The sequence below is a fragment of the Pseudomonas sp. Q1-7 genome (assembly GCF_028010285.1).
GTDB lineage: Bacteria > Pseudomonadota > Gammaproteobacteria > Pseudomonadales > Pseudomonadaceae > Metapseudomonas.
The window spans coordinates 4,237,905-4,264,328 of the sequence record NZ_CP116304.1 but is presented as its reverse complement, the minus strand read 5'-3'; the positions used below and the strand labels follow the sequence as shown (position 1 = coordinate 4,264,328).

Below are 26,424 nucleotides of genomic sequence, written 5' to 3'. Positions count from 1 at the left end.
TGGTTCGGGATGGTGATGTCAGGAGCGCTTGGCCGGTTCCAGGCGGATGGCCCGGGCTTGCTCGCGCAATTTGAATTTCTGGATCTTTCCCGAGGGCGTGCGGGGCAAGGCCGGCAGCACTTCGAGGTATTCGGGCAGGTAGTTGCGGGTCAGGCGCTGCTCCAGCAGGAAGCCGGTGACCTCTTCCAGCGCCAGGCTGGCGGAGGGGTCGTGCAGGGTGACGTAGGCGCAGAGGCGTTCGCCCAGGCGCGGGTCGGGGCAGCCCACCAGGGCCACGGCGGAAATGGCCGGGTGCTTGTAGAGCAGGTTCTCGATCTCCACCACCGGGATGTTCTCGCCGCCGCGGATCACCACGTCCTTGGTGCGCCCGGTGATGCGGATGTAGCCCTGTTCGTCCATGCGCGCCAGGTCGCCGGTGGCGAACCAGCCGTCGCGGTCCACGCCGTACAGTTCGGGGCGCTTGAGGTAACCGACGAAGAGGCTGGCGCCGCGGACCATCAGGTGGCCTTCCTCGCCGCTGGCCAGCGGCCGGCCCTGGTCGTCCTGCACCGCCACTTCCATATGAGGCAGGGCGCGGCCATCGGTATGGATGGCGCGCTCCGCCGGATCGTCCGGGCAAGTCGTGGTCACGGCGCCGTTCTCGGTCATGCCCCAGGCGGAGACGATGCGCGCGTTCACCGAGTTGCCGGCCTTTTCCACCAGTGCGCTGGGGATCGGGGCGCCCGCCGCCACGAAGACCTTGAGCGAAGCGAGCGCATCGCGGTGCTGCGGCGCCACGTCCACCAGGTCGGCGAGGAAGGGCGTCGAGGCCATGGTGAAGGTGGGGCGCTCGGCCTTGGCGATCCTGGCCGCGAAGTTCGGGTCCCAGGTGTCCTGCAGCACGGCGGTCGCTTTCAGGTAGACCGGCATCATCAGGCCGTAGAGGAAGCCGGTCTGGTGGGCCAGGGGCGATGCCATGAAGACGATGTCCTCGGCGCCCAGCCGCAGGCGCTCGGCATAGGGGCGGACGTTGCTGAACAGGGTGTTGGATGTGTGCAGAACGCCCTTGGGCTCCCCGGTGGTGCCCGAGGTGTAGAGCAGCTGCACCACGTCGTCGCCCGCCGGACGGCGCTCGGCGAAGAGCGCGCGGGTATCCAGGCGCTCCTCCCAGGGCTGGTCCAGCAGGACGCGGGCGAAGTCGGTGGCGTCGTTGTCGCCGTCGATCACCAGCACCTGGCGCAGTGCCGGCAGATCGCCGCGCAGGCCGTCGATCATCGCGGCGTAGTCGAAGCCCCGGAAACGTTGCGGAACCACCAGCACGCGGCTTTCGGCGTGGCCGAGCATGAAGCGCAGTTCGCGTTCGCGGAAGATCGGCATCAGCGGATTGAGCACGGCGCCGATGCGCACGCAGGCCAGGTGCAGCGCGCTCATCTGCCACCAGTTGGGTAACTGGCAGGACACCACGTCGCCCTTCGCCACACCCAGCGATGCCAGTCCGGCCGCCATCCGGGTCACCACCCGGTCCAGCTCGCCGTAGCTCATCGCGTGACGTGAGTCATCGCTGACGCGGTAGGCCACCAGGGCTGTCCTGTCGGCGTCTTCGGCAACGGCCTGGTCGAGATAGTCTGTCATGATCATGTCATTCCAGGCTCCCGACTCCAGCATTGAAAGTCGCCGCTCGGGCGACAGGTCAGTACGGATAGTCATGGGCTTTACCCTATATATCGCTATTGTTATTCGAGGTTTCACGTGTTCGTGCTGCGATGGGGCTGACGATACGCCGCTTAAAATTATTATGTCAACATGTTGTCTTTATTTTTGTCGGTGGATAGACTCGGTCCCAGATCGGCCCACCCGGGCCCTGCCTGGAAACGGAATCACGCGGAGGACGCGCCATGAGCTACAGCACCATCCTGGTCGAGCGGCATGAGTCGGTCGGGTTGATCACCCTCCATCGCCCGCAGGTGCTCAACGCCCTGAGCGGGCAGTTGATGACGGAACTGGGCGAGGCGCTGCGCGCCTTCGAAGGCGACCGTGCGATTCGCTCCATGGTCGTCACCGGCAGCGAGAAGGCATTCGCCGCCGGCGCGGATATCGCCGAGCTGCGGGACAAGGCCTTCGCCGACGTCTATCTGGAGGATTTCGTGACCGCCAACTGGGAAGAGGCCACGCGCTGCCGCAAGCCGGTGATCGCGGCGGTGCGCGGCCTGGCCCTGGGAGGCGGTTGCGAGCTGGCGATGATGTGCGACCTGATCATTGCCGCCGAGGACGCGCGCTTCGGCCAGCCGGAGGTCAAGGTCGGTACCTTGCCCGGCGCCGGCGGAACCCAGCGGCTGACCCGCGCCATCGGCAAGGCCAAGGCCATGGACCTGTGCCTGACGGGGCGCCTGATGGACGCCCGGGAGGCGGAGCGCTGCGGGCTGGTCAGTCGCGTGGTACCGGCCGAACGGGTGCTGGACGAGGCGCTGCAGGTGGCCGCGCAGATCGCCGGCCTGTCGGAGGTGGCGGTCAAGTTGAACAAGGAGGCGGTGAACCGGACCTTCGAAACCACCCTGGCCGAAGGGGTGCATTTCGAGCGGCGCCTGCTCCACGCCAGCTTCGGCAGCGAGGACCGCAAGGAGGGCATGGCCGCCTTCCTCGATAAGCGCCCGCCGGTCTGGCGCCACCGCTGATTCACCCGGTCGATCCGCCATACAACAACAAACGCGGGCCCCGAGCCTGCAGGAGCGGTCAGATGTCATCTTTCGTGAGCCTGTCGCGGGAGGGCAGCGTCGCTGTCATTCGCGTCGACAACCCGCCGGTCAATGCCTTGTCCCAGTCGGTGCGGGCAGGGCTGCTGGAATCCTTCGCCGCAGCGGAGCGGGATTCCGCCATTGAACTCATCCTGCTGGTCTGCGCCGGCCGCACCTTCATCGCCGGTGCCGACATCCGCGAGTTCGGCCAGCCGCCGCAGGCGCCGCTGCTGCCCGATGTCACCCTGGCCATCGAGAATTGCGCCAAACCGACCCTGGCGGTGCTGCATGGCTCGGCCCTGGGCGGCGGGCTGGAAGTTGCCATGGCCTGCCATTACCGCATCGCCAGCCGCGACGCCCGCGTCGGTCTGCCCGAGGTGAAGCTGGGTCTGCTGCCCGGTGCCGGCGGCACCCAGCGCCTGCCACGCCTGGCGGGCGTCGAGCTGGCCCTGGAGATGATCGTCGGCGGCGAACCCATCACGGCCGACCAGGCCGTGCGGCACGGCCTGATCGACGAACTCTTCGACGGTGAGCCGCTACCTGCTGGCCTGGCCCATGCCGCCGGGCTGCTGGCGTGTGGCGCCGGCCCTCGCCGCAGCGGCCAGGCCGCCATTGCGGAGCGGGGCGATCACGCCCGCCTGCTGGAAGCCCGGCGTGCCGAGGTCCGCGCCCGCCAGCCGGAGGACTTTTCCCCGCCGCGCTGCATCGATGCCATCGAGGCCGCCATCCAGCTTCCCCTGGAACAGGGCCTGCGCCGCGAGCGCGAACTGTTCCTGCAATGCCTGCAATCGCCCCAGCGCGCCGAACGGGTGGCCCGCTTCTTCGCCGAGCGCGAAGCGGCCAAGGCCCGGCGCCAGAACCCCTGAGCCCATCCATCGAGGGTATTCCCATGAATATCGAGTTCACCCCCGCCGAGCTGGCGTTTCGCGACGAGGTGCGTGACTTCCTCGCCCGCGAGCTGCCCGCCGATATCGCCGCCAGGGTTCGCCTCGGCAAGCACGTGCGCAAGGAAGACCATCAGCGCTGGCAGCGCATCCTTTCCGGTCGCGGCTGGTACGCGGCGAACTGGCCGGTGGAACACGGCGGCACCGGCTGGAGCCTGGTGCAGCGGCACATTTTCGAGGAGGAGTGCGCGGCCTTCGGCGCGCCGCGGCTGATCTCCTTCGGGGTCAACATGGTGGCGCCGGTGATCATGAAGTTCGGCACCGCCGAGCAGCAGGCGCATTACCTGCCGCGCATCCTCTCCGGTGAAGACTGGTGGTGCCAGGGCTACTCCGAGCCCGGCGCCGGCTCCGACCTGGCCAGTCTGAAGACTCGCGCCGTGCGTGACGGAGACCACTACGTGGTGAACGGCCAGAAGACCTGGACCACCCTGGGCCAGCATGCCAACCGCATCTTCTGCCTGGTGCGCACCGACCCGGAGGCGCAGCAGCAGCGCGGTATTTCCTTCCTGCTGATGGACATGGACAGCCCCGGCATCAGCGTGCGGCCGATCATCACCCTCGACGGCGATCACGAAGTCAACGAAGTGTTCTTCGACAACGTGAAAGTGCCGGTGGCCAACCGCGTGGGCGAGGAGAACCAGGGCTGGACCTGCGCCAAGTTCCTGCTCACCCACGAGCGCACCGGCCAGGCCGGCATCGCCCATTCCAAGGCGGCCCTGGCCCAGCTCAAGCGGGTGGCCGCGGTGGAACTGCGCGGTGGCCGGCCGCTGATCGAGGACCCGCTGCTGCGGGTGCAGATCGCCGAAGTCGAGATGCAACTGATGGCCATCGAGATGAGCACGCTGCGCATCCTGGCGTCGGTCCAGGGCGGCGGCGTGCCGGGTGCGGAAAGCTCGATCCTGAAGATCAAGGGCTCGGAAATCCGCCAGGCCATCAGCCACCTGCAACGCAAGGTGTTGGGCATGCACGCGCTGCCGTTCCTGGCGGACGAACTGGAGCGCGACAGCGTCCCGGAGCCGCTGCATGGCGATTACAGCGCCGGTCCGGCCAGCCAGTATTTCAACCTGCGCAAGCTGTCCATCTACGGCGGCTCCAACGAAATCCAGAAGAACATCATCGCCAAGATGATCCTCGAACTCTAAGGAGGCCCCATGGACTTCACTCTCAGCGAAGAGCAGCAGATGCTGCAGGACACCGTGGCCCGCCTGGCGCGGGACAGCTACGGCTTCGAGCAGCGCGAGGGTTTCTACCGCAGCGAGGCGGGCTTCAGCCGGGACTTCTGGCAACAGCTCGGCGAGTTGGGCATCTGTGCGGTGCCCCTGGCGGAGGAGCATGGCGGCCTGGGCGGCGGTGGGGTGGACACCTATCTGGTGATGACCGAACTGGGACGCAACCTTTGCCTGGAGCCCTACCTCCATTCCCAGGTCTACGGCGCCGGCCTGCTGCAACAACTGGGCAGCGACGACCAGAGCGCCGAACTGCTGCCGCGCGTGGCCGCGGGCGAGCTGCAATTGGCGGTCGCCCTGGAGGAATCCCAGAGCCATTACCAGTTGCAGGATGTGCAGACCCGTGCCGAGCCCTGTGTCGGTGGCTGGCGTTTGACCGGCGCCAAATGCGTGGTGGTCGGTGGGGACAGCGCCGGCCTGATTCTGGTGTCGGCACGCACTTCGGGGGCGGCGCTGGACGAGACGGGTATCAGCCTGTTCCTGGTGGACCCGACTGCCTCTGGCGTGAAGCGCCTTAGCTACCCCTGCATCGATGGCCCACGTGCCTGTGAGCTTCACCTCAATGGCGTGGTGGTCGGCGAAGGCAGTCTGCTTGGTGCGACCGGCAAGGCCTTGCCGGCGCTGCGTTACCAGCAGGGCCGGGCCATCGCGGCCCAGTGCGGCGAAGCCGTGGGCAGCATGGAGGAATGCTTCCGCCTGACACTGGACTACCTCAAGACCCGCCAGCAGTTCGGTTCCCCCATCGGCAAGTTCCAGGTGCTGCAACACCGCATGGCCGACATGCGCGGCGAACTGGAATTGGCCACCTCCATGGCCATCCTCGCGGCCTGCGTGGCCGACGAGCCCGACAGCGACGAACGCAGCCGGCGCCTGGCCGCGGCCAAGTTCGTCGTTACCCGCGCGGCGCGCTTCATCGCCGAGCAGGCCATCCAGCTCCACGGCGGTATCGGCATGACCTGGGAATACAGCCTGTCCCACCACGCCAAGCGCCTGGTGATGCTGAGCCACCAGTTGGGTGACGACGATCACCACCTGCGGGCCTACGCCGACTTGCTGCGTTGCGCCTGATCCCCCATTCGACCTGACACAGGAAAACACGATGAAGGTACTGGTCCCGGTAAAACGCGTGGTCGATTACAACGTCAAGGTTCGCGTCAAGGCGGACAACTCCGGCGTCGACCTCGCCAATGTGAAGATGGCCCTCAACCCCTTCTGCGAAATTGCCGTGGAAGAAGCGGTGCGCCTGAAGGAACACGGTATCGCCACGGAAATCGTGGTGGTGTCGGTCGGTCCGAACGCCGCTCAGGAACAGCTGCGTACGGCCCTGGCCCTGGGCGCCGATCGCGCGATCTTGGTGGATGCTCTCAAGGTGGAGGGCGCCGAAGAGCTGAGCTCCCTGGCCGTGGCCAAGCTGCTGAAAGCCGTAGTCGACAAGGAGCAGCCGCAACTGGTGATCCTCGGCAAGCAGGCCATCGACAGCGACAACAACCAGACCGGCCAGATGCTCGGCGCCCTCACGGGCTACGCCCAGGGCACCTTCGCCTCCAAGGTTGAACTGGCGGGCGACAAGGTCAAGGTCACCCGTGAGATCGACGGCGGCCTGCAGACCGTCGTGCTGAACCTGCCGGCGATCGTCACCACCGACCTGCGCCTGAATGAACCGCGCTACGCGTCGCTGCCGAACATCATGAAAGCCAAGAAGAAGCCGCTGGACGTGGTGACGCCGGAGGCCCTGAGCGTTGCCACCGGGTCCACCGTGAAGACCCTGAAAGTCGAAGCACCGGCCGCCCGCCAGGCGGGGATCAAGGTCAAGTCCGTGGCCGAGCTGGTCGAGAAACTGAAGCACGAAGCGAAGGTGATTTGAGATGGCAATCCTGGTAATCGCTGAACACAACAACAGCACACTGGCCGCTGCCACCCTCAACACCGTGACGGCCGCGCAACAGATCGGCGGCGAGGTGGTCATCCTGGTGGCAGGGCAGGGCGTCGATGCGGTCGCCGAGGCCGCCGCCAGGATCGCCGGTGTATCCAAGGTCCTGGTCGCCGACAACGCCGCCTACGCGCACCAGTTGCCGGAAAACGTCGCGCCAATGATCGCGCTGCTTGTCGAGGGGCAGGGGGACAATAGCTACAGCCACGTGTTGGCGCCTGCCACCACCAACGGCAAGAACTACCTGCCGCGCGTGGCCGCCCTGCTGGACGTCGACCAGATCTCCGAGATCATCGCCGTCGAGAGCGCCGACACCTTCAAGCGTCCGATCTACGCTGGCAACGCCATCGCCACCGTGCAGTCTTCCGCGGCCGTGAAGGTGATCACCGTGCGCACCACCGGTTTTGACGCCGCGCCGGCCGAAGGCGGCTCGGCCAACCTGCAAACGCTGGCCAGTTCGTTCGACGCACGCACGTCGGGCTTCATCAGCGAAGAACTGGCCAAGTCCGACCGTCCGGAATTGACCGCTGCCAAGATCGTCGTCTCCGGCGGCCGTGGCATGCAGAACGGCGACAACTTCAAGCACCTCTACGCCCTGGCCGACAAGCTGGGCGCCGCCGTGGGCGCGTCCCGTGCCGCGGTCGACGCCGGTTTCGTGCCGAACGACATGCAGGTCGGCCAGACCGGCAAGATCGTCGCGCCGCAGCTGTACATCGCGGTGGGCATTTCCGGTGCCATCCAGCACCTGGCCGGCATGAAGGACTCCAAGGTGATCGTCGCGATCAACAAGGACGAAGAAGCGCCGATCTTCCAGGTGGCCGACTACGGCCTGGTGGCTGACCTGTTCGAAGCCATCCCGGAACTGCAAAACGCCCTGTAAGGAGGCGCTATGAGTACGTTCAAGCGTATCGGCGTGATCGGCAGTGGCGCCATGGGCCGTGGCATCGCCCAGCTGTTCGCTGGCGCTGGGGTGGAGGTGCTGCTGCACGACAGCCGTGGCGAGGCCATCGAGCAGGCACTGGCGTTCAATCGTGACCTGCTGCAGCGCGCGGTGGCCAAGGGCAAGCTGAGTGCCGAGGCGCTCGCCGCGACCCTGGCACGCATGCGCCCGGCCTACGCCCTGGAAGAACTGGCGGGCTGCGACCTGCTGATCGAAGCCATCGTCGAGAACCTGGAGGCCAAGCAGGCGCTGTTCCGTGAACTGGAGCAACTGGTGGCCGAGGATGCGGTGCTGGCGAGCAATACCTCGTCGCTGTCCATCAGCCGGATCGCCAGCGCCTGCGAGCACCCTCGGCGCGTCGCCGGTTTCCACTTCTTCAACCCGGTGCCGCTGATGAAAGTCGTCGAGGTGGTGCGCGGCGAGCTGACCGACCCACAGGTGGTCGAGCGGCTGGCCGCGCTGGCCGAAGCGGCCGGACACTTCGCCGCGGTCACGCCGGACTCTCCGGGCTTCCTGGTCAACCACGCGGGCCGCGCCTATGGCCCGGAAGCCCTGCGCATCCTCGCCGAAGGGATTGCCAGCCCGGCTCAGATCGACCGCATCCTCAAGGATTGCCTCGGCTTTCCCATGGGGCCCTTCGAGCTGTTCGATCTGACGGGGCTGGATGTGTCCCACGCGGTGATGGAATCGATCCATGGCCAGTTCTACCAGGAACCGCGCTATACCCCGTCGGCGCTGGTGCCGGCGCGACTGGCCGCTGGTCTGCTCGGGCGCAAGAGCGGTCGGGGTTTCTACCGTTACGTGGATGGCAAGGCGGTGCCGGAAGCGCCGGCAGCACAGGCTGCGGTCACCCTTGATCGGCCGTTCTGGCTCGACGCCCGCGATGCGGCGGTGCGTGATCGGGTGGCGGCCGTGCTGGCGAGCGCCGGCGTGGAACTGGAGCAGGGCGAGCGACCCAGCGCGCAGGCAATCTGTCTGGTGACACCGCTGGGCGAGGATGCCAGCAGCGTGATCGCTCGCGAGCAGTTGCCGCCCGCTCGCACCCTGGCCCTGGAGACCCTCGCCGGTTTCGACAGGCGCCGCGTGCTGATGCGCCAGCCAGCCCTGGACGCGCAGGTGCTGGCACAGGCGCGCCAGGCGCTGGGCGCCGATGGCGTGCCCGTCGAGGTGATCAACGATTCCCCCGGCTTCATCGCCCAGCGGGTAGTGGCCGGCATCGTCAATCTGGGCTGCGAAATCGCCCAGCGGCGCATCGCCGCGCCCGCCGTCCTGGATCGCGCGGTGCAGTTGGCGCTGGGTTACCCCCATGGCCCGCTGGGCTTTGGCGATCACTATGGGGCTCGGAAGATCGTGCAGATCCTTCATGCACTGCATGACCTCTACCAGGAGCCGCGCTATCGCCTCAGTCCCTGGCTGCGCCGCCGTGTGCAGCTCGGCCTGCCCCTGACCGCAGCGGAGGAGGGCGTATGACCGCCTACATCTACGATGGCCTGCGTTCCCCCTTCGGTCGGCATGCCGGCGCCCTGGCCAGCGTGCGGCCGGATGACCTGCTGGCGACCGTGGTGCGCGCCCTGGTGGCGCGCAATCCCTTCGCCGTCGATGAGTACGAGGACCTGATCGCCGGCTGTGCCAGCCAGGCGGGCGAGGATGGCCGAAACCTGGCTCGCCATGCCGCACTCCTGGCTGGGCTTCCCGTGTCGGTGGGCGGCCTGACGGTCAACCGCCTGTGCGGTTCCGGCCTGGCGGCGGTGCTGGATGCCGCGCGTGCGGTGCGCTCCGGCGAGGGTGAGCTGTTCATCGCCGGCGGCGCGGAGAGCATGAGCCGCGCACCCTTCGTCGTGGCCAAGGCCGAAAGTGCCTACTCCCGCGAGTTCCGGGTTTTCGACAGCACCATTGGCGCGCGTTTTCCCAACCCGAAGGTGGAGGCCGGGTTTGGTGCGGACTCCATGCCGGAAACCGCCGATAACGTTGCCGTTGAGCTGGCCATCAGCCGCGAGCAGGCCGATGACTTTGCCGCGCGCAGCCAGGCGCTGTTCAACGCCGCGCAGCAGGAGGGTTTCTTCGCCGGGGAGATCACGCCGATCGAGGTGCCGCAGGGGCGCAGGCAGGCCCCTCTGCAGGTCGAGCGCGACGAGCATCCCCGGCCGGATAGCACGGCCGAGGTGCTGGCCCGGTTGAAGCCGTTGTTCGTCGACGGCGTGGTCACTGCCGGGAATGCCTCGGGCGTCAACGACGGCGCCGCCGCCTTGTTGATCGGCTCGCGGGCCGTCGGAGAACAGTACGGCCTCAAGCCGCGCGCACGAATCCTCGCCGGCGCGGTCGCGGGTGTCGAACCCCGGCTCATGGGGCTTGGACCGGTGCCGGCCAGCGCCAAGGCGCTACGGCGCGCCGGCCTGCGCCTGGAGGACATGGACCTGATCGAAATCAACGAAGCATTCGCCGCCCAGGTACTTGGGTGCGCAAAGCAATTGGGGCTGGAATTCGACGATCCACGCCTCAACCCCAATGGCGGTGCCATTGCCGTTGGCCACCCGCTCGGAGCATCCGGCGCCCGCCTGGCCCTTACGGCCGTGCGCCAGCTTGAACGGACCGGTGGCCGCTATGCACTGGTCAGCCTGTGTATCGGCCTGGGGCAGGGCATCGCCTGCGTCATTGAGCGCCTGGACTGAAACAGCACATCACAACGACAACGATTTCGGAGACCCCGACCATGGCCCACAAAGCAAGCTTCAACTGGATCGACCCGCTGCTGCTGGACCAGCAGCTCACCGAAGAAGAGCGCATGGTGCGCGACAGCGCCCAGCAGTTCGCCCAGGACAAGCTGGCTCCGCGCGTGCTGGAAGCCTTCCGTCACGAGCAGACCGACCCGGCGATCTTCCGCGAGATGGGCGAGACTGGCCTGCTCGGCGCGACCATTCCGGAGGCCTATGGCGGCAGCGGCCTCAACTATGTGTGCTACGGCCTGATCGCCCGCGAAGTGGAGCGTGTCGATTCCGGCTACCGCTCGATGATGAGCGTGCAATCCTCCCTGGTGATGGTGCCGATCAACGAATTCGGCACCGAGGCGCAGAAGCAGAAGTACCTGCCCAAGCTGGCCAGCGGCGAGTGGATCGGCTGCTTCGGCCTGACCGAGCCGAACCACGGCTCCGACCCGGGCTCGATGATCACCCGCGCGAAGAAGGTCGACGGCGGTTACCGCCTGACCGGCGCCAAGATGTGGATCACCAACAGCCCGATCGCCGACGTCTTCGTCGTTTGGGCCAAGGACGATGCCGGCGAGATCCGTGGCTTCGTTCTCGAGAAGGGCTGGCAGGGCCTGTCCGCGCCGGTCATCCACGGCAAGGTCGGTCTGCGTGCCTCCATCACCGGCGAGATCGTGATGGACAACGTGTTCGTCCCGGAAGAGAACGCCTTCCCGGATGTGCGCGGCCTGCGCGGCCCCTTCACCTGCCTGAACTCCGCGCGCTACGGCATCGCCTGGGGCGCCCTGGGGGCCGCCGAGTTCTGCTGGCACACCGCGCGCCAGTACGTGCTGGACCGCAACCAGTTCGGCCGTCCCCTGGCCGCCAACCAGTTGATCCAGAAGAAGCTGGCCGACATGCAGACCGAGATCACCCTGGCCCTGCAAGGCTGCCTGCGCCTCGGCCGGATGAAGGACGAAGGCACGGCGGCGGTGGAGATTACCTCCATCATGAAGCGCAACTCCTGCGGCAAGTCCCTGGAGATCGCCCGTCTGGCCCGCGACATGCTGGGCGGCAACGGCATCTCCGACGAGTTCGGCGTGGCGCGCCACCTGGTCAACCTGGAAGTGGTGAACACCTACGAGGGGACCCACGACGTCCATGCGCTGATCCTCGGTCGCGCGCAGACTGGTATCCAGGCGTTCTTTTGAGTGTGGGCCGGAGCGGGGTGTCTTGCCGCTCCGGCTTTTTTTATCGACGTGCTGTTCGACCTTTCGCGATCAGGAGGTGACACCATCCCGGGCGCCTCCGCTGCGTCTCCTGCCCCAGGCTCGATCTGAGAATGCCATGCTGAGAAATATCAAGATTGCCACTCGAACGCTGATCTTCTTTGCACTTGTCGCCGTGCTGTTGGCCTGCCAAGGCCTTTTCGGCTTGCGGAAGATGTCCGATATCCGGAACTCGGGGGTTGAAGTCGAAACACATTGGATGCGAAGCCAGGCCACTGCGGCAGACATCGCCCTGCACTTTGCGCAGATCCGTACCGAATTACTGCGACAACTGGCATTCAAGGATGCCCAGACCTATCGAGAAAGCGAGGAATTGATCAGGGCGGCGATCACGTCCATTGATGCGGGGTTCAAGGCGTATGAACCGCTGATAAACGGCGCTGAGGAACGGAGCGTGTTCCGGGCGGCCAGGGATACCTTCGAGCAATACGCGGACAAGTTGACCCGCTTGCAGTCACTGATGAGCGATCCCGGCGACCCCGAGCTGGCTCTGGTGAGTCGCGAGTTGAAGAGTCTTGCACCGGTCCTGAATGACAACCTGATCGCGCTGCGTGAGTGGAATCGGCAGGGAGCGTCTGCCGCCACGCGGTTTTCCGCTGAGACTCATGCCTCCGCACAGGCCGCAATCCTGACGGTCATCCTTGTCACCCTGGCGGCGACTGTCGTACTTGCCCTGATGCTGACTCGCAGCATCGTCGTGCCGATTCGCCGAGCGGTAGGATTCGCCGACCTGATCGCCCAGGGCGATCTGAGACAAGGCATCCACGTCGATGGAAGAGATGAAGTGGCCCGGTTGTTCTGCTCGCTAAGTGGCATGCGGGGCAATTTGCGGGACACCCTCGGACAGATTCACGATTCAGCCCAGCAGTTGTCGGCGGCGGCGGAGGAAATGACCACGGTCATGGATGAAAGCACGCGCGGCCTGCAGCGCCAGAATGGCGAAATAGAACAGGCGGCCACTGCCGTCAATGAAATGACCGTAGCGGTGGAGGAAGTGGCCGGGAATGCCGTCTCAACCTCTGAAGCGTCCCGTGCCTCCAACCAGTCGGCGGAACTGGGGCGAGCGCAGTTGGCGGAAGCGATCCGGTCGATCCAGGTGCTGACGGACGATGTAATGAGCGCATCGGAGCGCGCTGCGTCGCTGGCGGAACAGACTCAGACCATCAGTCGCGTACTGGATGTCATTCGCGCCGTCGCCGAGCAGACCAACCTGTTGGCGCTGAACGCCGCCATCGAGGCGGCGCGCGCCGGCGATGCCGGACGCGGCTTCGCCGTGGTGGCGGATGAGGTGCGTGCCCTGGCCCATCGCACGGGCGAGTCGACGCGCGAGATCGAGGGCATGATCGCCAACATCCAGGAGGGCACCGGAGAAACCGTGAAGGCCTTGCGCCAGAGTGCCGAGCGAGCGCGAAGCACCATGGCGAAAGCCGACGTTGCAGGCCAGGCGCTGGAGAGCATCACGGAGGCGGTCGCTGGGATCAACGAGCGCAATCTGCTGATCGCCAGCGCATCCGAGGAGCAGGCGCAAGTGGCACGCGAGGTGGATCGCAATCTGGTCAGCATTCGCGACCTGTCGGTACAGACGGCCACCGGTGCCCAGCAGGCCAGCGTGGCCACGCAGGAACTGGCGCGGTTGGCGTCTTCGCTCAATGGCCTGGTGAGGCAATTCGCTCTGTGAACAGAGGCACGCCATTGTCGCCCCTTCGCTCGGCTCCTTCTCCCAAGGGAACGCAATTTCCTCACCAACGCGCGCGCTCGCCACGGCACAAGCGGAGCGCCATGCGGGCGCTGGAGGAGTGCAAGCGGCTTGGGGATCCGCTCTGGATGTTGTTCGGCGTTCATTCGGCTCACCACGATCTGAGCAGTCGGGACTCTGCGCAGGACGAAGCCCTGGGGCTCAACTGCACCTAGCATGCCGATCCCTCCTGACCCTAAGTGCGAATTGAGCTGGGGGAGTGGCTACTACACCCGGGCTGCTGGCCCATCGGTCTATCGAACGCGCAGGGGGCGGAAGTCATTGATCTTCGCCGGTTTCAGCTTGTTCTGGACCGTGGTAGCAATCGCACTGGCCCGCCACCATGGTTTTGCCTGGACTACGTTGTCCTTGAGGTTCCTCAGGAAATCCATGGAACTGCCTCACTCATGAAAAAGGCCGGCATCGCCGTAATGCTGTTCACTTAAGCGCGCGCATGACTCGCTCCCCTCTCCCATTTATGGGAGAGGGGCTGGGGGAGAGGGGCGAAATCCCTGCGAAACAGTTGTTTTCCCCTCTCCCCAAAGGGGCGAGGGGACTGATCGAGTCCCGTTACTTCTTATGTGAACAGCATTACGGCATCGCCGGCCTTGAGGTTACTCGACCGCCAGGGTCAGCTCCGGGTTACCGAAGCCTTGAAGGCTGGCGTTCGACTTCTCGAAGTACAGGCGCCAGAAACCTTCGAGGTTCTGAATCATCTTGCCGCTGCGGTAGCCATTTTTGGCCGCTGTCGGAACGAATGCCGCGCCGTGGACGTAAACACGTGCGCCGTTGAAATCGGTCAGCAGGTGTTGTTTCTCGACCTTGGCCATCTCGACATTCGGATCGATCTGGCGGATGCCATTGGCCTGGTAGAAACTGCCGAATTCACTGTATTCCAGCATGTCCGACATGAGCAGGATGACGTGCTCATTGACGTTTTCGGCCTTACTCAGGTCTTCGGCGACAGCCTTCATGCTGAAGAGGATCTCGCTACGTGGAATGTCCGAGCTCGACTTGCCCATCGTGCCGGCGAAGGCCTTTCCAAAGCGCTGGAACAGCATGGCCGGCTGGCCCTTCAGGCAGCTGTCGAACTTGCGGGTAGCCATCATGGGCACGTTACCCAGCACCTCCTCGGCGATCGGCTTTTCCAGCTCGCCGGCGAATTGCAGGCGGGTGTAGTGGCCTTCCAGATAGGCGCTGAAGGAGTACAGGCGGATCTTGTCGCCAGGCTGCATGAAGCGCTTGATGTGGCCCCAGGCAGTGCGTTGCAGGTCGGTGGTCAGCGGGGTGGTTTGGTCAACCACTACGGTCAGCATGCGGCCGGATGGCGCACTGCGGAACTCGTCGATGCGGGCCAGGGAGTAGCAGCTCGGCAGGTCATTGCGTTCCGCCGCCATCAGGGCGGTCGGCGCGAAGACCAGGGCGAGCAGCAGGCTCTTGAGTTTCATCGTACCTCCAGAGGTTTTGTCACCCGAGGTGGAGCTGCACCTAATGTGGCTCCGCCTCGGGTGTCAGGCTTAAGCCGGTTGGGAGCTGGATTTGTCCAGCAGTTGCAGGCGGCGAGCACGCTTAATGGTGTCGAGGTCCGTACCCTTGCGCTGAGCCACGAACGCCAGGTCGTCGTCGTGGAACTCGGTCAGGTCACCGAACTGGTACGGATCGAATCCGCCGGCAGCCGGGGCCGAAGCAACCGCTGGTGCCGCCTGAACAGCCGGAGCGGCAGGGACGGGCACTGCTTCCTCAACTGGAGAGGCTGCTACAGGGGCTACTACCGGAGCAGGAGTAGACGCCGGGGCAGCGGCGGGATGGTTAACGTCGGCGCTGAACATCTCGACAATCCCGTTGAACTTGTCCCTGAACGGGAAAAGTGCCGGGTCCTTGATCTGCGCGAAGCGGGGGCGGGCAGTGCGAATGATTTCCTGGATGCGCGCGTTGTCATCGGTAGCGATGGCAGCCTGAAGATCGGCAATCGCCTTTTCGATGTAAGACCGGATCACTTGCTGACTGTCGTTGCCCAGCTTATCGAGGACCTCCTTTTGGCGCTTGAAGGCCAGCTTGCTGTCCTGCTCGGAAATGAACACGCTAAATGTGCGCTTGATGTTGTCCTTTTTCAGCTGCTCGCGATCGGTGCCGTTGGCGCGGAACACGCTCAGTTGCAAGGTCTGCAGTTTGCCGAGGGATTCCTGGGCGTCGGTGGCCACATTACGGGCCTTTGCTTCGTGGTAGCGCACGAAGTCATCGGCGCTGGAGAACTTGTGGATCAGTTCCCAGGCCACGCGCGAGTATGTGCCGGCGAAGCCGTAGATGTAGGCCAGGAAGGTACTGGTCAGCTGGATGAAGATGAACAGGCCGCTCAGTACGGCGAAGGTCACCAGCGATGCGCGGTGCAGGGCGTCGATTTGATCCTGGGCCGACTTGCCGGCGGCTTCGTTGGCGATGCCTTGCATGTCGGTCGGCATCGGGAAGTCGTCTTCGCTGGCGGTCGGGAAGTCATCGGCGGACTGCGAAACGGCCGGCGGGTTCGCGATCAGGTCTGCTTCCTGGGCGTTCAGGGTTTCGGTGCGTACCCAGAACGCAGCGATCGCCAGGCCGATGATGAATACCGCATAGCCGATGATCAGGCCGAAGCGCTTGGCCGGCTTCTCACCGTCCTTCGGCAGCTTCACGCGGTTCAGCATCTGCTGGTAATGCGGCTTGTCATCGTCGACGTTCGTGTTGTCGATGGTCACGATGTGAGTTCGCACCATGTCGCCTGCCGAACCCGCGCTGCGCATGTTCTCGAATGAGAGAATCTTGGCGACCACATTGTTGAGGTACATCTGGCGTCCCGCGAACTCGGACAGGAACAGGCCGATGATCGAGATCACCAGGCCGATCGCGAAGGCACCGGCGATGGCGGTGTTCGGTGTGGCCAGGGTCAGGGCGAACGGGGCGAGGGCAAAACCAAAGGCTGTGGCCTCGATCAGCATGAGGGCAATGATGAGCCCCCAAAGCAGGATGCCTTTTTCTTTTCGCGCGTCCTCGTCGATCTTACCCAGGTAATCCTGGCAGCGTTTGAAATGGCTTTCTGAGGGTTGGTGGTTCCGGTAATAGGTCTCGTATAGGCGGCACAGCTGCGCCTCGGACTCGTAAAAGCCGACAGCATTCGGGTTGTCGGAGCTGGGCTCATCCTTCGAGCCAGGGTGTTTCACCCAGTGGGCAATGCGGCCGCGCCACGGCATGCCGATTCGGACCTTCATCAACCAGTACCGGAACTCGTACCAGTAGACGATGACCGGGATGGCCAGGAAAACAGTAGCCACAAGCGGAATGACGATGTGCCAGTAGAGGGTGAAAAACGTGCGGATTGCTTCGAGCATTGGCTATTCCTTTTAACGCGACAGCTGCGGCTTGAAGGAGGCGACGTAGGCTTCGCCCTTCTTCGGGTAGTAGATCTCGCCAGCTACAGCCGAGCCGGCGCGCTTGTCGAACACGATGTCCATGCAGGAGACCGGAGTGTTTTGCTGGTCCACGGCAAAGACGCGATACAGGATCTGTGTTTCGCCTTCGTAGGTGTTGGCTACCGACTGGATGAGTGGGGTCTGCTTCTTGGCCGAGCTGGCATAGTTCGAGATGAACTGCATCTTCGGAGCCACGGCAACCTGTCCGTCATCGCGGAGGATGCCAACGGGGCCCACGGTAGCCACGTGGCCATTGACCTTACTGGCCCATACCCCGCCGTTAAGGCCTGGGTAGAACTCATTGGTGTTGAAGTCCTTCAGCGTCGTACCGGTAGCGAGGTTTTTCACTTCGCCATCGATTCGCGGCAGGTCGCCCACACACGAAGTAACCGGAGCGCTGGCATAGGCCGGGCTGATGAGTGAGAAGGTCGAACTCTTCGGCGAAATTCTCGACGCCAACTGCGACTGGGTGCTCGTTACCGGCTGGCCGCCGAAGTCGATACCGCCCTTACCGTCCAGTTGGATGACAACTGGCGAAGCCGGGGTGGAGGGGAGGGCAGGTGCTTCGTGGTGGCTGTCCGCAGCCGGACTCTCGAGCACGACCGGTGCGCTTGTTGCTGGCTTGGTAGACGGGGCTGACTTGCCCGCGCTGGCGGAGACTGGCTTGACCTGAGGCTTGGATGCAGTGCCATGGGCCAGGTATTTGGAGTTGCTGCGCTCGTCCCGCACACGCTTGACCAGTACCTGCTCGCTATCTACTTCGACAAACTCGACTCGGCGGTTCTTTGCGCGGCCGTCTTCGGTGGTGTTGTCGGCGACTGGGCGCGACGCACCGGCACCTTGGTAGTAGATGTCCTCCTTGGGAATTCCAACAGAGGCGAGGATATCGCCCACGGCGCGGGCACGAGCCTCAGAGAGCCGTTGGTTCATCTCTGCACCACCGGTGGAGTCGGTGTGGCCGACCACCAAGACTTTTTTCGAAGGCTTACCTGGCTCTGCCTTGGAACGCTCACGACCGAACTCTTGCGCTAGGGTGGTCAGCTTGCGATAGCCCTCGGGAGTCAAGGTCGAAGAGCCGGACGGGAACATCTCCTGCACCTGGACCTGGGCTTCGACCCCTACGGACTCCTTCTTGCCAGTGCTGGCGTCCACCAATTCGATCTCGCGGACCTCGGCTTCCAGACCTTCCTGAGCCGCAACGGCTTTCAGGCGGTCGACCCGTTTTTTGTAGAAGTAGCCGGCAGCGCACCCCAGCGCACCGCCCGCCGCGGCGCCGCCTGCGATCTGGCCTGAGTCGCCGCCGGCGGCTGCGACGATGCCGCCAACGAGCACGGCACCCGCTACAGCCCCTACCCCGCATGCGAACTTGCTGGAGTTTTCACCGAGGGTCTTATCGATCGTGGCGCAGCCACTCAGGCCAACCGCAACTGCTACTGCCAACGCCGTTGGCCGCATGACATTCGAGCTGAACATTTCCTATCCTCTGCTTTCTGTCCGCTGTGCGCAGACGACTTCCAGCGTCTCCGCTGAATTCATTGCGGCCCGGGGGCCGTCAACTTCCCTTGAACCACCTCGACCGTAACGGCCGGGTGGAGTGATTCACGTACTTCCGAGGCGCGTGCCGAAGCCGGGCTGCGAAACAGAGCTCTGTTCCGGCCCGAGTAGGGATGCGATATGGAGGAATTGCTGCCAGAAACTCCTTTTTCTTGAAGGGATACGCCGTCGTCCTGGGCGTTTTGTGGCGAACTGCCACTAGTTACTACGGAACCCGCACCATTTCAAGCTGTGAGCGAGTTGGGACGGTTGTAGTGGTCAAGGTTTGAGCTAGATGGTCAAAATGCCATCGCCCAATGAGGAGGGAACCTACCGAGGCGCAGATTGAGTCATGAACCTGACGCCCTTGAAAGAAACAATCCCTGGCAAGGTTACTTGGGCCTGCAAGCTTTCTTCGAACAGGCTGACCGCTGCAGTCCAGAGCCCCTTGTCCATTCAGTAGGCCTCAACAGACACATGAGCAGTTCTCGACTGGTCATCGTTAATCTTTGGGCATGTGGCAAGGGTCAACCTGAACGCTGAAGTTCAGATAACCGTCCCTCCAGGGGCCAACTTCAGCATTATGGCTGTGCGCTGCCGTCCGGGTTTAGGGGCTGGCCACCGTTCCCCTGATCTCGAAGTCTCCATGCGGTAGTGTTCACGGATGCTCAACTGGCAAGACAGCGATGTAGGGTCGCGCAGGTTATTGAGATAGGGCATGGCCACTTCGATGATGTCGCGGCTGGCCAGATTGGAAAAACCGTCACGGATCACCTGGGGGCGCTGCTCAAAGGTATTGCGCCCACTTTTTTTGCAAGCGACTCTTGTCGACCCGCGTCTGCACGATGCGATAGACGGCCGAGGGACTGACGCCCAGGCGCTCGGGCATGTCGTTCATGCTCAGTGCGCGCGTTCGCGCAGTGCACATGCCGAGGATGGTGAGCCCACGTTGCAGGGCGGGCACGCGGTAGTCGGCATCGCGCTCCGGGGGGGGCTCGATGGCGGTCAGGCGGGCTCTTGTGGTTGGCGCAGAGCGCAGCGAAGCCCAACGTTGGGCCTCGCCGGGCTTGGCGCAATCTACGAGAGCAGCGCGCCCATGGACACCGGCTGTCCGCCGAACTCACCCATGGCATCCAGCATCGCGCCGTGGAAGTACTCCAGGGAGGCGCGGTCGCAGAGGATGTGGAAGCGCGGCAGCTCACCGGTGTCTGCGTTGATCACGATGACGTTGATCCGCGCCGCGGAGGTTTGGGCCACGGCTCCGACGGGGAAGGCCTCCGGCCGCAGGTCCACGCCGCAGAGCTTGGCCATCACCTCGGCAACATGGCGACCGGATAGTTGCAGCCAGGCGTGGCTGTCCTGGCGCGGCAGCAGGTAGTTCCCCTGGTCGCTGAGTTGCCAGCCGGTCTCCTCGGCAGCGATACGTTCGCCCCGGTCGGCCAGGCTGCCCAGCAGCAGGTACTCGGTTTGCGACAGGCGCGCCACCAGCGAACCGTCTTCCTGGGTCAGCGCCCGGTTGGGCGCCTCCGGCAGATGGTAGCCGCGTTGGTTCAGGAAGACGGCGGCGTCGATGCCGCGAAAGCCCACGCGCGGCAGGTCGGTCAGGTCGATGAGCGCACAGCGCTCGATGGGATTGAGGCTGGTCATGTCTCAGAGCTCCTGGCGCTTGTTGTCGGGATCGAAGAAGGGCAGTTGCACCACGGTGGCCTGCACCACCTGGCCGCCCTCGACGCGGATCGGGATCCGCTTGCCCGGTTCTGCCTGGTCGGCGCCGGCATATGCCAGGCCGATGATCTGGCCGAGGGTGCTGGAGTACTCGCAGGAGGTGACGTTGCCGCTGATGTCCGGGCCGTTCAGCACCAGGTGACCTTCCAGGGGCTGCGCGCTGCCCTTGGGCAGGGTGAAGCCCACCAGTTTGCGCTTGAGCGGTTGCGCTTCGAGGATCTCGATTGAGCGCTTGCCGACGAAGAAGGCCTTCTTGCGGCCGATGGCCCATTCCATGTCGATCTCGCCCGGATGGGTCATGCCGTCGGTATCCTGGCTGATGATCACGTGGCCTTTTTCCAGGCGCAGCAGGCGCTGGGTCTCGACACCGAAGGGGCGGATGCCGAACTCGGTTCCGGCGGTCATCAGCGCGTCCCACAGCTTGCCGCCATGGCGGGCGGGGACGTGGATTTCGTAACCCAGCTCACCCACGAAACCGACCCGCATCAGCCGCGCCGGAATGCCGGCCACTGTGCCGGTGCGTACGGCGAGGTAGGGGAAGCCTTCGGCGGACAGGTCGACATCGTCGCAGAGCTTTTCCAGGACCCGGCGCGACAGCGGCCCGGCCAGGTTCACTGCGGCCAGGGCGGCGGTGACGTTGGCGATATCCACGTTGAGGCGCCACTGGGCGTTCCACTTGAGCATCTGTTGGTAGATGCGGTCGACGCCGCTGGTGGTGGCGGTGACATAGAAGTGGTTGTCGGCCAGTCGGGTGCAGACGCCGTCGTCGATCACCACGCCATGCTCGTTGGTCATCAGCGCGTAGCGGGTGCGTGCCACCGGCTGCTTCTTGAAGGGCAGGGTGTAGATGCGCTCCAGCAGCTCGGCAGCATCCGGGCCGCGTATGTCGAGGCCGCCCAGGGTGGAGACGTCGATCAGGCCAACCTTCTCGCGCACATGGCGGGCTTCTTCCTGCATACAGCGTTCGCGGTCCTCGGCCTTGCCGTAGAACGCCGGACGCTGCCAGATGCCGGCCGGCATCAGCTTGGCGCCGGCGGCCACGTGGCGACTGTGCATGGCGGTCTGGCGGTACGGGTCGAATGCGCGACCGGCGACGTGGGCGAGCTTTTCCGCCTCGAACGGCGGCCGTGCGGTGGTCACGCCGGTTTCGCTGATGCTGCGGCGGGTGGCCAGGGCCACCAGGCGTGCGGTGGGCAGCGCTGAATGGCGGCCCTGGGACGGGCCCATGCCGACGGTGGAGAAGCGCTTGACCAGCTGCACGTCGCGGTAGCCGCAACGGGTGGCGTTGACGATGTCACGTACCTGCAGGTCTTCGTCGAAGTCGACGAAATCCTTGCCCTTGGGGTGGGGGAAGATCGGCCAGTCGAAGTTGACCCGCGCCTCGCCGTTGAACCCGGCTTCGCCGATGCCAGCGTCCAGTCCCAAGGCTTCGGCGGCTTGGGCGGCAACGCGGGCGCCATCCAGCAGCACATTGTCCAGGCTGTGGCGGCCGTTCACCGAACCGGCGATGGTCAGGCCTTGCGGCAGGCCACTGATGGCGAACTCGGCACGTTGCTCGTCATAGGTCAGCTTGCCGCCGGCCTGGCAGAGCAGCTGGTACACCGGCATGTAGCCGGCCGACATGCACAGCAGGTCACAAGAAAGCTGCATCCCGTGCGCGGCCACCTGGCCCTGGGCGGTGATGCGGCGGATATCCACGCCGCTGACATGGCGCATACCTTTCTCGTGCAGGGCTTCATAGACAGTGCTGCCAAGGTGGCAGGCAATGCCTTGCTTCTCCACGGCGACTTTCAACGCGGCATCGGCGGGCTGCTGGCGCATGTCCACCAGGGCCGCGACTTGTACACCTTGTTCGGCGAGGTCAAGGGCGGCCAGGTAACCGTCGTCGTTGCCGGTGAGCACCACGGCGCGTTTGCCGGGTTTCACGGCGTACAGCTTCATCAGGCGCTGGGCGGCGCTCGCCAGCATGACGCCAGGCAGGTCGTTGTTGCGGAACACCACCGGCTGGTCGAAGGAACCGGCGCTGACGATGCACTGCTTCGCCCGCACCTTGTACATCCGACGGCCCTGGATCACCGGCAAATAGTTTTCGGTGAACCAGGCGTTGCAGGTAGCTTCTTTCAGCACCTGGATATTGGCGTGGCCTTCTACGGCGGACACCAGTTCCCGGCGCAGGGTTTCGGCGCGGCGGCCTTCGATGTCGAAGCGTGCGTAGGTGAGCGAGCCACCCAGCACCGGTTGCTGCTCGATCAGCAGCACCTTGGCGCCGGCATTGGCCGCGATGAGTGCGGCAGATAACCCGGCTGGGCCTGCACCGACGATGGCGATATCAACGAAGAGGTATGCCTTGTCGTAGTACTGCGGCTTGACGTTCAGATCGAGCACGCCGAGGCCAGCCTTCTTGCGGATCAGCGGTTCCCAGACTTTCCACATGCCCTTGGGTTTGTAGAAGGAGCGGTAGTAAAAACCCACCGGCATGAACTTGGAGAACTTGCCGAGGTAGGCATCGCGGTCGTTGTCCAGCGAGCCATTGAAGTTCTGTCCGGTAACGCTGAGCCCGGAGCGAAGCGGCTGGGCATCGGCCAGCACGTTGGGTTCGTCCGGCAGTTGCACCAGGGTGTTGGCGTCCTGCCCGGCCATGGTCAACGGGCCGCGCGGACGGTGGTACTTGAACGAGCGCGAGAGCAGCCAGCGGCCGTTGGCGAGCAGGGCGCTGGCGATGCTGTCGCCGGCAAAACCCTGGTAATCCGTGTCGTCGAAACTGAAGCGGAGCGGCTGGTCGCGATCGATCAGCAGCCCCATGGGGGCGGGAAGGCGACTCATCCGGCGATCTCCTGGGCGTGCGTGGCGAACTCGACCCGCTGGGTGAAGAGTTCCTTCGGGTCGAAGGTGCGAATGATCTGGTCGGTGACCGTATGGCGTTCGGCGAGGAACCAGTAGCTGGAGGCGTTGTGCATCCACCACTCGCGTACCACGCCGGCGGCGTTGTCGCTGTTGAATACGTAATCGGCCCATTCGGCGTCGGTGCAGGTGGCCGGGTCAGGCATGACCTTGAACTCACCGCCGTAGGTGAATTCGCTGATGTTCCGGGGGCCGTTGAGCGGGCAGTTCATGATTTTCATGGTGGTTCCCCTTAGTGACTTGCTGCCGTGGCGCCCATTTCGTTGACCTGTTGGAAGGTGCTGAAGCGGTCGAGGGCGAAGGGCTTGATCAGGTCCGGCACTTTGCCGCCGCTGGCCACCAGTTCGGCCATGGTCTTGCCGCAGATGGGCGTGGACTTGAAGCCCCAGGTGCCCCAACCGGCGTCTAGGTAATAGTTCTGCACCGGCGACAGGCCCATGATCGGGCTGTAGTCCGGGGTCATGTCGGTGATGCCCGCCCACTGGCGCATCAGCTTGGCGTTGGCCATGAAGGGGAACATCTCGATGGCGTGGGCCAGCAGGCTTTCCTTCAGGTCCAGGGTGGAGCGCGTGTTGTACAGCGGGTACGGGTCCGAGCCGCCGCCGAACACGATCTCGCCCCGGCTGGTCTGTTGCACGTAGCAGTGCAGGGCGGAGGAGCTCACCAGCGGGTCGAGGAAGGGCTTGAACGGCTGGGTCACCATCGCTTGCAGCGGGTAGGTGTGGATCGGCGCGCGAATGCCCGCCTTGGCCAGCATCAGCGAACTGGCGCCGGCGATGGCCTGCACCGCGCAACCGCATTTCACCGTGCCGCGGTTGGTCTTCACCGCGGTGATGCGGCCGTTCTCGATCACCAGGTCCTGCACTTCGGTGAGCTGGTGGATTTCCACCCCGCGCTTGGCGGCCTGCTTGGCGTAGCCCCAAGCCACGGCGTCGTGGCGGGCGGTGGCGCCGTCGATGTGCCATAGGCCCGCAATCACCGGCAGATGACCAGGGTCAAGGTTGAGGGTCGGCACCAGTTCGCGGATCTGCTGGCGGTCGATCATCTCGGTGCGGCCACCGAAGTGCTTGTTCACTTCGGCGCGCTGGCGGAAGGCGCGTACCGTGGCGTCCGTGTGGGCCAGGGTGAGCTGGCCGCGCTCGGAGTACATGATGTTGAAGTCGAACTCGTTGGAGAGGTTCTGGAACAGCTTCACCGACTCGGCGTAGAAGCGCACGCCTTCGGAGGTGAGGTAGTTGGAACGGATCACCGCCGTGTTACGCGCGGTGTTGCCGCCGCCCAGGTAGGACTTCTCCAGCACCGCGACATTGGTGATGCCGTGGTACTTGCTGAGGTAGTAGGCGATGGCCAGGCCGTGGCCGCCGCCGCCGATGATGACCACGTCGTAGGCCGGCTTGAGATCGGTGGGCGGTGGCAGGTCCACCTCCACCGGGTACTCGGAGCTCAGGCCGTATTTCAGGAGATTGAAGGGCATGGCGCCTCCGGGAACTGGGCAGGAGTGGATGGAGCGGGGTGCTGGAGGCGCGCCGCGGCCAGGGTGTTCTTCATCAGGAAGGCGATGGTCATGGGGCCGACACCGCCGGGCACCGGGGTGATGGCGGCGGCGCGGGTGAGGGCGCTGTCGAAGTCGACGTCACCGACGAGCTTCGCGCGGCCGTCTTCCTCGATGCGGTTGATGCCGACATCGATGACCACGGCGCCGGGTTTCAGCCAGTCGGCATCCACCAGCCGTGGACGGCCGACGGCGGCGATCACGATGTCGGCCTGGCGGCACAGCTCGCGCAGGTTGGCGCTTTTTGAATGCACCACGGTCACCGAGCAATGGGCCTTGAGCAGCAGGGCGGCCATCGGCTTGCCGACGATGTTGGAGCGGCCGATCACCACCGCATGTTGGCCGGAGAGATCGCCGCAGGTGTCCTGCAACAGGCGCAGGCAGCCGGCCGGGGTGCAGGGGGTGAGCACCTCGCGTCCCTGGCTGAGGCCACCGACGTTCTCGGCATGGAAGCCGTCGACGTCCTTCAGCGGGTCGATGGCCTGCAGCACGCGGGTTTCATCGATATGCGCCGGCAGCGGCAGTTGCACGAGGATGCCGTTGACGCCGCTGTCGGCGTTGAGGCCGCGGATAAGTGCCAGCAGGTCGGCTTCGGCGGTGCTTGCCGGCAACTTGTGTTCGAGGGAACGGATACCGCATTCCTCGGCCCGCAGCACCTTGTTGCGCACGTAGACCTGGCTGGCCGGATCGTGGCCGACCAACACGACTGCTAGTGCAGGGGCAACGCCACCGGCTTTCATCTCGCGTACTTCCTCGGCCACTTCGGCCAGCACGCGGGCAGCGGCCGCCTTGCCGTCGATCAGCTTGATGGGGGCTTGAGCGTTCACCGGAAGATCACCGTGCGGTCGCCATTGAGGAAGACCCGGTGCTCCAGGTGATATTTCACCGCCTTGGACAGGGCCACGGTTTCGGTATCACGCCCCACCGCCACAAGGTCGTCGGGGAGATAGGCGTGATCCACACGCTGCACTTCCTGCTCGATGATCGGGCCTTCGTCGAGGTCCGAGGTGACATAGTGGGCGGTGGCGCCGATCAGCTTCACACCACGCTCGTAAGCCTGGTGGTAGGGCTTGGCCCCCTTGAAGCCGGGGAGGAACGAGTGGTGGATGTTGATGGCGCGGCCGGAGAGTTGCTTGCACAGGTCGTCGGAGAGGATCTGCATGTAGCGCGCGAGCACCACCAGCTCGGTCTGCGTTTCATCAATGATCTTCATCAGCGCCGCTTCCTGCTGGGCCTTGGTGTCGCGGGTGACCGGCAGGTAGATGAAGCGGATGCCTTCGCGCTCGGCCATCGGACGCAGGTCCAGGTGGTTGGAGACGATGGCGGTGATCTGCATGTCCATCTCGCCTTTCTGGTGGCGGTAGAGCAGGTCGGACAGGCAGTGGTCGTACTTGCTCACCATCAATAACACGCGCATGGGCTGGGTGGTGCTGTGCAGGGTCCACTCCATGTCGAAGCGGCGGGCGACGGCATCGAAGCCTTGCTCGATTTCGTCGATGTCGCCGTCGTACTGGTCGTTGAAGCGGAACACCGCGCGCATGAAGAAACGGCCGCTGGTGTCGTCGTCGAACTGCGACATCTCGCTGATGTAGCAACCCTTTTCCGCCAGGTAGGTGGTCACCGCCGCGACAATGCCCGATACGGCCGGGCAACTGATCTTGAGGATGAAATGGCTGGTGGCGTGTTGCATGACTGGTCCTCTGTTGGAGTGGCGGCAGCTCAGCGCAAGGCGGAAATCTTCAAGGGTGGAACGGGGTTTTATCGGTGGTGTTGTTTTTACTGATGGGAATAAAACTTTCCCTTGGCGCTTTTATAGG

20 protein-coding genes and 2 pseudogenes are annotated in these 26,424 nt (G+C 64.7%); 11 read left to right on the top strand and 11 right to left on the bottom strand.

The genetic code is table 11. The annotated features are described in order from the left end of the window. Positions 1-18: 18 nt before the first annotated feature. A complete protein-coding gene (locus tag PJW05_RS19755; protein WP_271408661.1) occupies positions 19-1,611 on the bottom strand; it encodes an AMP-binding protein in 1,593 nt (530 codons plus the stop codon). Positions 1,612-1,874: 263 nt separating this feature from the next. Between PJW05_RS19755 and PJW05_RS19750 the strand changes: the two genes are divergently transcribed. The 11 genes and pseudogenes from PJW05_RS19750 to PJW05_RS26865 all read left to right on the top strand — a co-directional run bounded on the left by PJW05_RS19750 (position 1,875) and on the right by PJW05_RS26865 (position 13,399). Further along, complete coding sequence (locus PJW05_RS19750) at positions 1,875-2,651, top strand: enoyl-CoA hydratase (RefSeq protein WP_271408660.1); 777 nt, start codon at positions 1,875-1,877, stop codon at positions 2,649-2,651. Between the two features lie 62 nt (positions 2,652-2,713). Beyond that, positions 2,714-3,556 (top strand): annotated as a pseudogene (locus PJW05_RS19745) (enoyl-CoA hydratase/isomerase family protein); the annotation flags it as partial. 44 nt (positions 3,557-3,600) lie between these two features. After that, positions 3,601-4,797 carry an acyl-CoA dehydrogenase family protein gene (locus PJW05_RS19740; RefSeq protein ID WP_271408658.1) on the top strand — a complete coding sequence of 399 codons (1,197 nt, stop codon included), beginning with the start codon at positions 3,601-3,603 and terminating at the stop codon, positions 4,795-4,797. Between the two features lie 9 nt (positions 4,798-4,806). Beyond that, positions 4,807-5,949, top strand: coding sequence for an acyl-CoA dehydrogenase family protein (locus PJW05_RS19735; protein WP_271408657.1), 1,143 nt, complete (start codon positions 4,807-4,809; stop codon positions 5,947-5,949). Between the two features lie 31 nt (positions 5,950-5,980). After that, positions 5,981-6,745: an electron transfer flavoprotein subunit beta/FixA family protein gene (locus tag PJW05_RS19730; protein ID WP_271408656.1), complete on the top strand. Its 765-nt coding sequence runs from the start codon at positions 5,981-5,983 to the stop codon at positions 6,743-6,745. Between the two features lies 1 nt (position 6,746). Next, positions 6,747-7,691, top strand: a complete 945-nt coding sequence (locus tag PJW05_RS19725) for an electron transfer flavoprotein subunit alpha/FixB family protein (RefSeq protein ID WP_271408655.1) — start codon at positions 6,747-6,749, stop codon at positions 7,689-7,691. 9 nt (positions 7,692-7,700) lie between these two features. Continuing rightward, positions 7,701-9,221 (top strand): 3-hydroxyacyl-CoA dehydrogenase, encoded by a 1,521-nt coding sequence (locus PJW05_RS19720; RefSeq protein ID WP_271408654.1) that lies wholly within the window; start codon positions 7,701-7,703, stop codon positions 9,219-9,221. After that, positions 9,218-10,420, top strand: a complete 1,203-nt coding sequence (locus tag PJW05_RS19715) for a 3-oxoadipyl-CoA thiolase (RefSeq protein WP_271408653.1) — start codon at positions 9,218-9,220, stop codon at positions 10,418-10,420. The genes PJW05_RS19720 and PJW05_RS19715 overlap by 4 nt, the downstream gene beginning before the upstream one ends. A 41-nt stretch (positions 10,421-10,461) precedes the next feature. Beyond that, positions 10,462-11,643 carry an acyl-CoA dehydrogenase gene (locus PJW05_RS19710; protein WP_271408652.1) on the top strand — a complete coding sequence of 394 codons (1,182 nt, stop codon included), beginning with the start codon at positions 10,462-10,464 and terminating at the stop codon, positions 11,641-11,643. Positions 11,644-11,779: 136 nt separating this feature from the next. Next, a pseudogene (locus tag PJW05_RS26870) lies at positions 11,780-12,496 on the top strand (Tar ligand binding domain-containing protein); the annotation flags it as partial. Positions 12,497-12,535: 39 nt separating this feature from the next. Next, entirely contained in the window at positions 12,536-13,399 is an 864-nt protein-coding gene (locus tag PJW05_RS26865) for a methyl-accepting chemotaxis protein (RefSeq protein WP_442969261.1), read from the top strand. Between the two features lie 671 nt (positions 13,400-14,070). Here the strand turns inward: PJW05_RS26865 and PJW05_RS19700 are convergent. From PJW05_RS19700 to purU, 10 genes are all read right to left on the bottom strand, one after another. After that, positions 14,071-14,904 (bottom strand): hypothetical protein, encoded by an 834-nt coding sequence (locus PJW05_RS19700; protein ID WP_271408650.1) that lies wholly within the window; start codon positions 14,902-14,904, stop codon positions 14,071-14,073. A gap of 69 nt (positions 14,905-14,973) precedes the next feature. Next, positions 14,974-16,815 (bottom strand): hypothetical protein, encoded by a 1,842-nt coding sequence (locus PJW05_RS19695; protein WP_271408649.1) that lies wholly within the window; start codon positions 16,813-16,815, stop codon positions 14,974-14,976. Positions 16,816-16,827: 12 nt separating this feature from the next. Continuing rightward, positions 16,828-18,369, bottom strand: coding sequence for an OmpA family protein (locus tag PJW05_RS19690; protein WP_271408648.1), 1,542 nt, complete (start codon positions 18,367-18,369; stop codon positions 16,828-16,830). Between the two features lie 847 nt (positions 18,370-19,216). Further along, positions 19,217-19,357, bottom strand: a complete 141-nt coding sequence (locus PJW05_RS19685) for a hypothetical protein (protein ID WP_271412266.1) — start codon at positions 19,355-19,357, stop codon at positions 19,217-19,219. Between the two features lie 149 nt (positions 19,358-19,506). Further along, on the bottom strand, positions 19,507-20,076 hold the full coding sequence (locus PJW05_RS19680; protein WP_271408647.1) for a sarcosine oxidase subunit gamma: 570 nt from the start codon (positions 20,074-20,076) through the stop codon (positions 19,507-19,509). A gap of 3 nt (positions 20,077-20,079) precedes the next feature. Next, complete coding sequence (locus PJW05_RS19675) at positions 20,080-22,977, bottom strand: 2Fe-2S iron-sulfur cluster-binding protein (RefSeq protein WP_271408646.1); 2,898 nt, start codon at positions 22,975-22,977, stop codon at positions 20,080-20,082. Further along, positions 22,974-23,276 carry a sarcosine oxidase subunit delta gene (locus PJW05_RS19670; protein WP_271408645.1) on the bottom strand — a complete coding sequence of 101 codons (303 nt, stop codon included), beginning with the start codon at positions 23,274-23,276 and terminating at the stop codon, positions 22,974-22,976. Before PJW05_RS19670 ends, PJW05_RS19675 begins: the two co-directional genes overlap by 4 nt. 11 nt (positions 23,277-23,287) lie before the next feature. Further along, complete coding sequence (locus PJW05_RS19665) at positions 23,288-24,529, bottom strand: FAD-dependent oxidoreductase (protein WP_271408644.1); 1,242 nt, start codon at positions 24,527-24,529, stop codon at positions 23,288-23,290. Further along, the gene (gene folD / locus PJW05_RS19660) at positions 24,511-25,434 is read right to left on the bottom strand and encodes a bifunctional methylenetetrahydrofolate dehydrogenase/methenyltetrahydrofolate cyclohydrolase FolD (protein ID WP_271408643.1); all 924 of its coding nucleotides are present in this window, start codon (positions 25,432-25,434) and stop codon (positions 24,511-24,513) included. Before folD ends, PJW05_RS19665 begins: the two co-directional genes overlap by 19 nt. Further along, a complete protein-coding gene (purU, locus tag PJW05_RS19655) occupies positions 25,431-26,297 on the bottom strand; it encodes a formyltetrahydrofolate deformylase (RefSeq protein WP_271408642.1) in 867 nt (288 codons plus the stop codon). Before purU ends, folD begins: the two co-directional genes overlap by 4 nt. Positions 26,298-26,424: the final 127 nt, after the last annotated feature.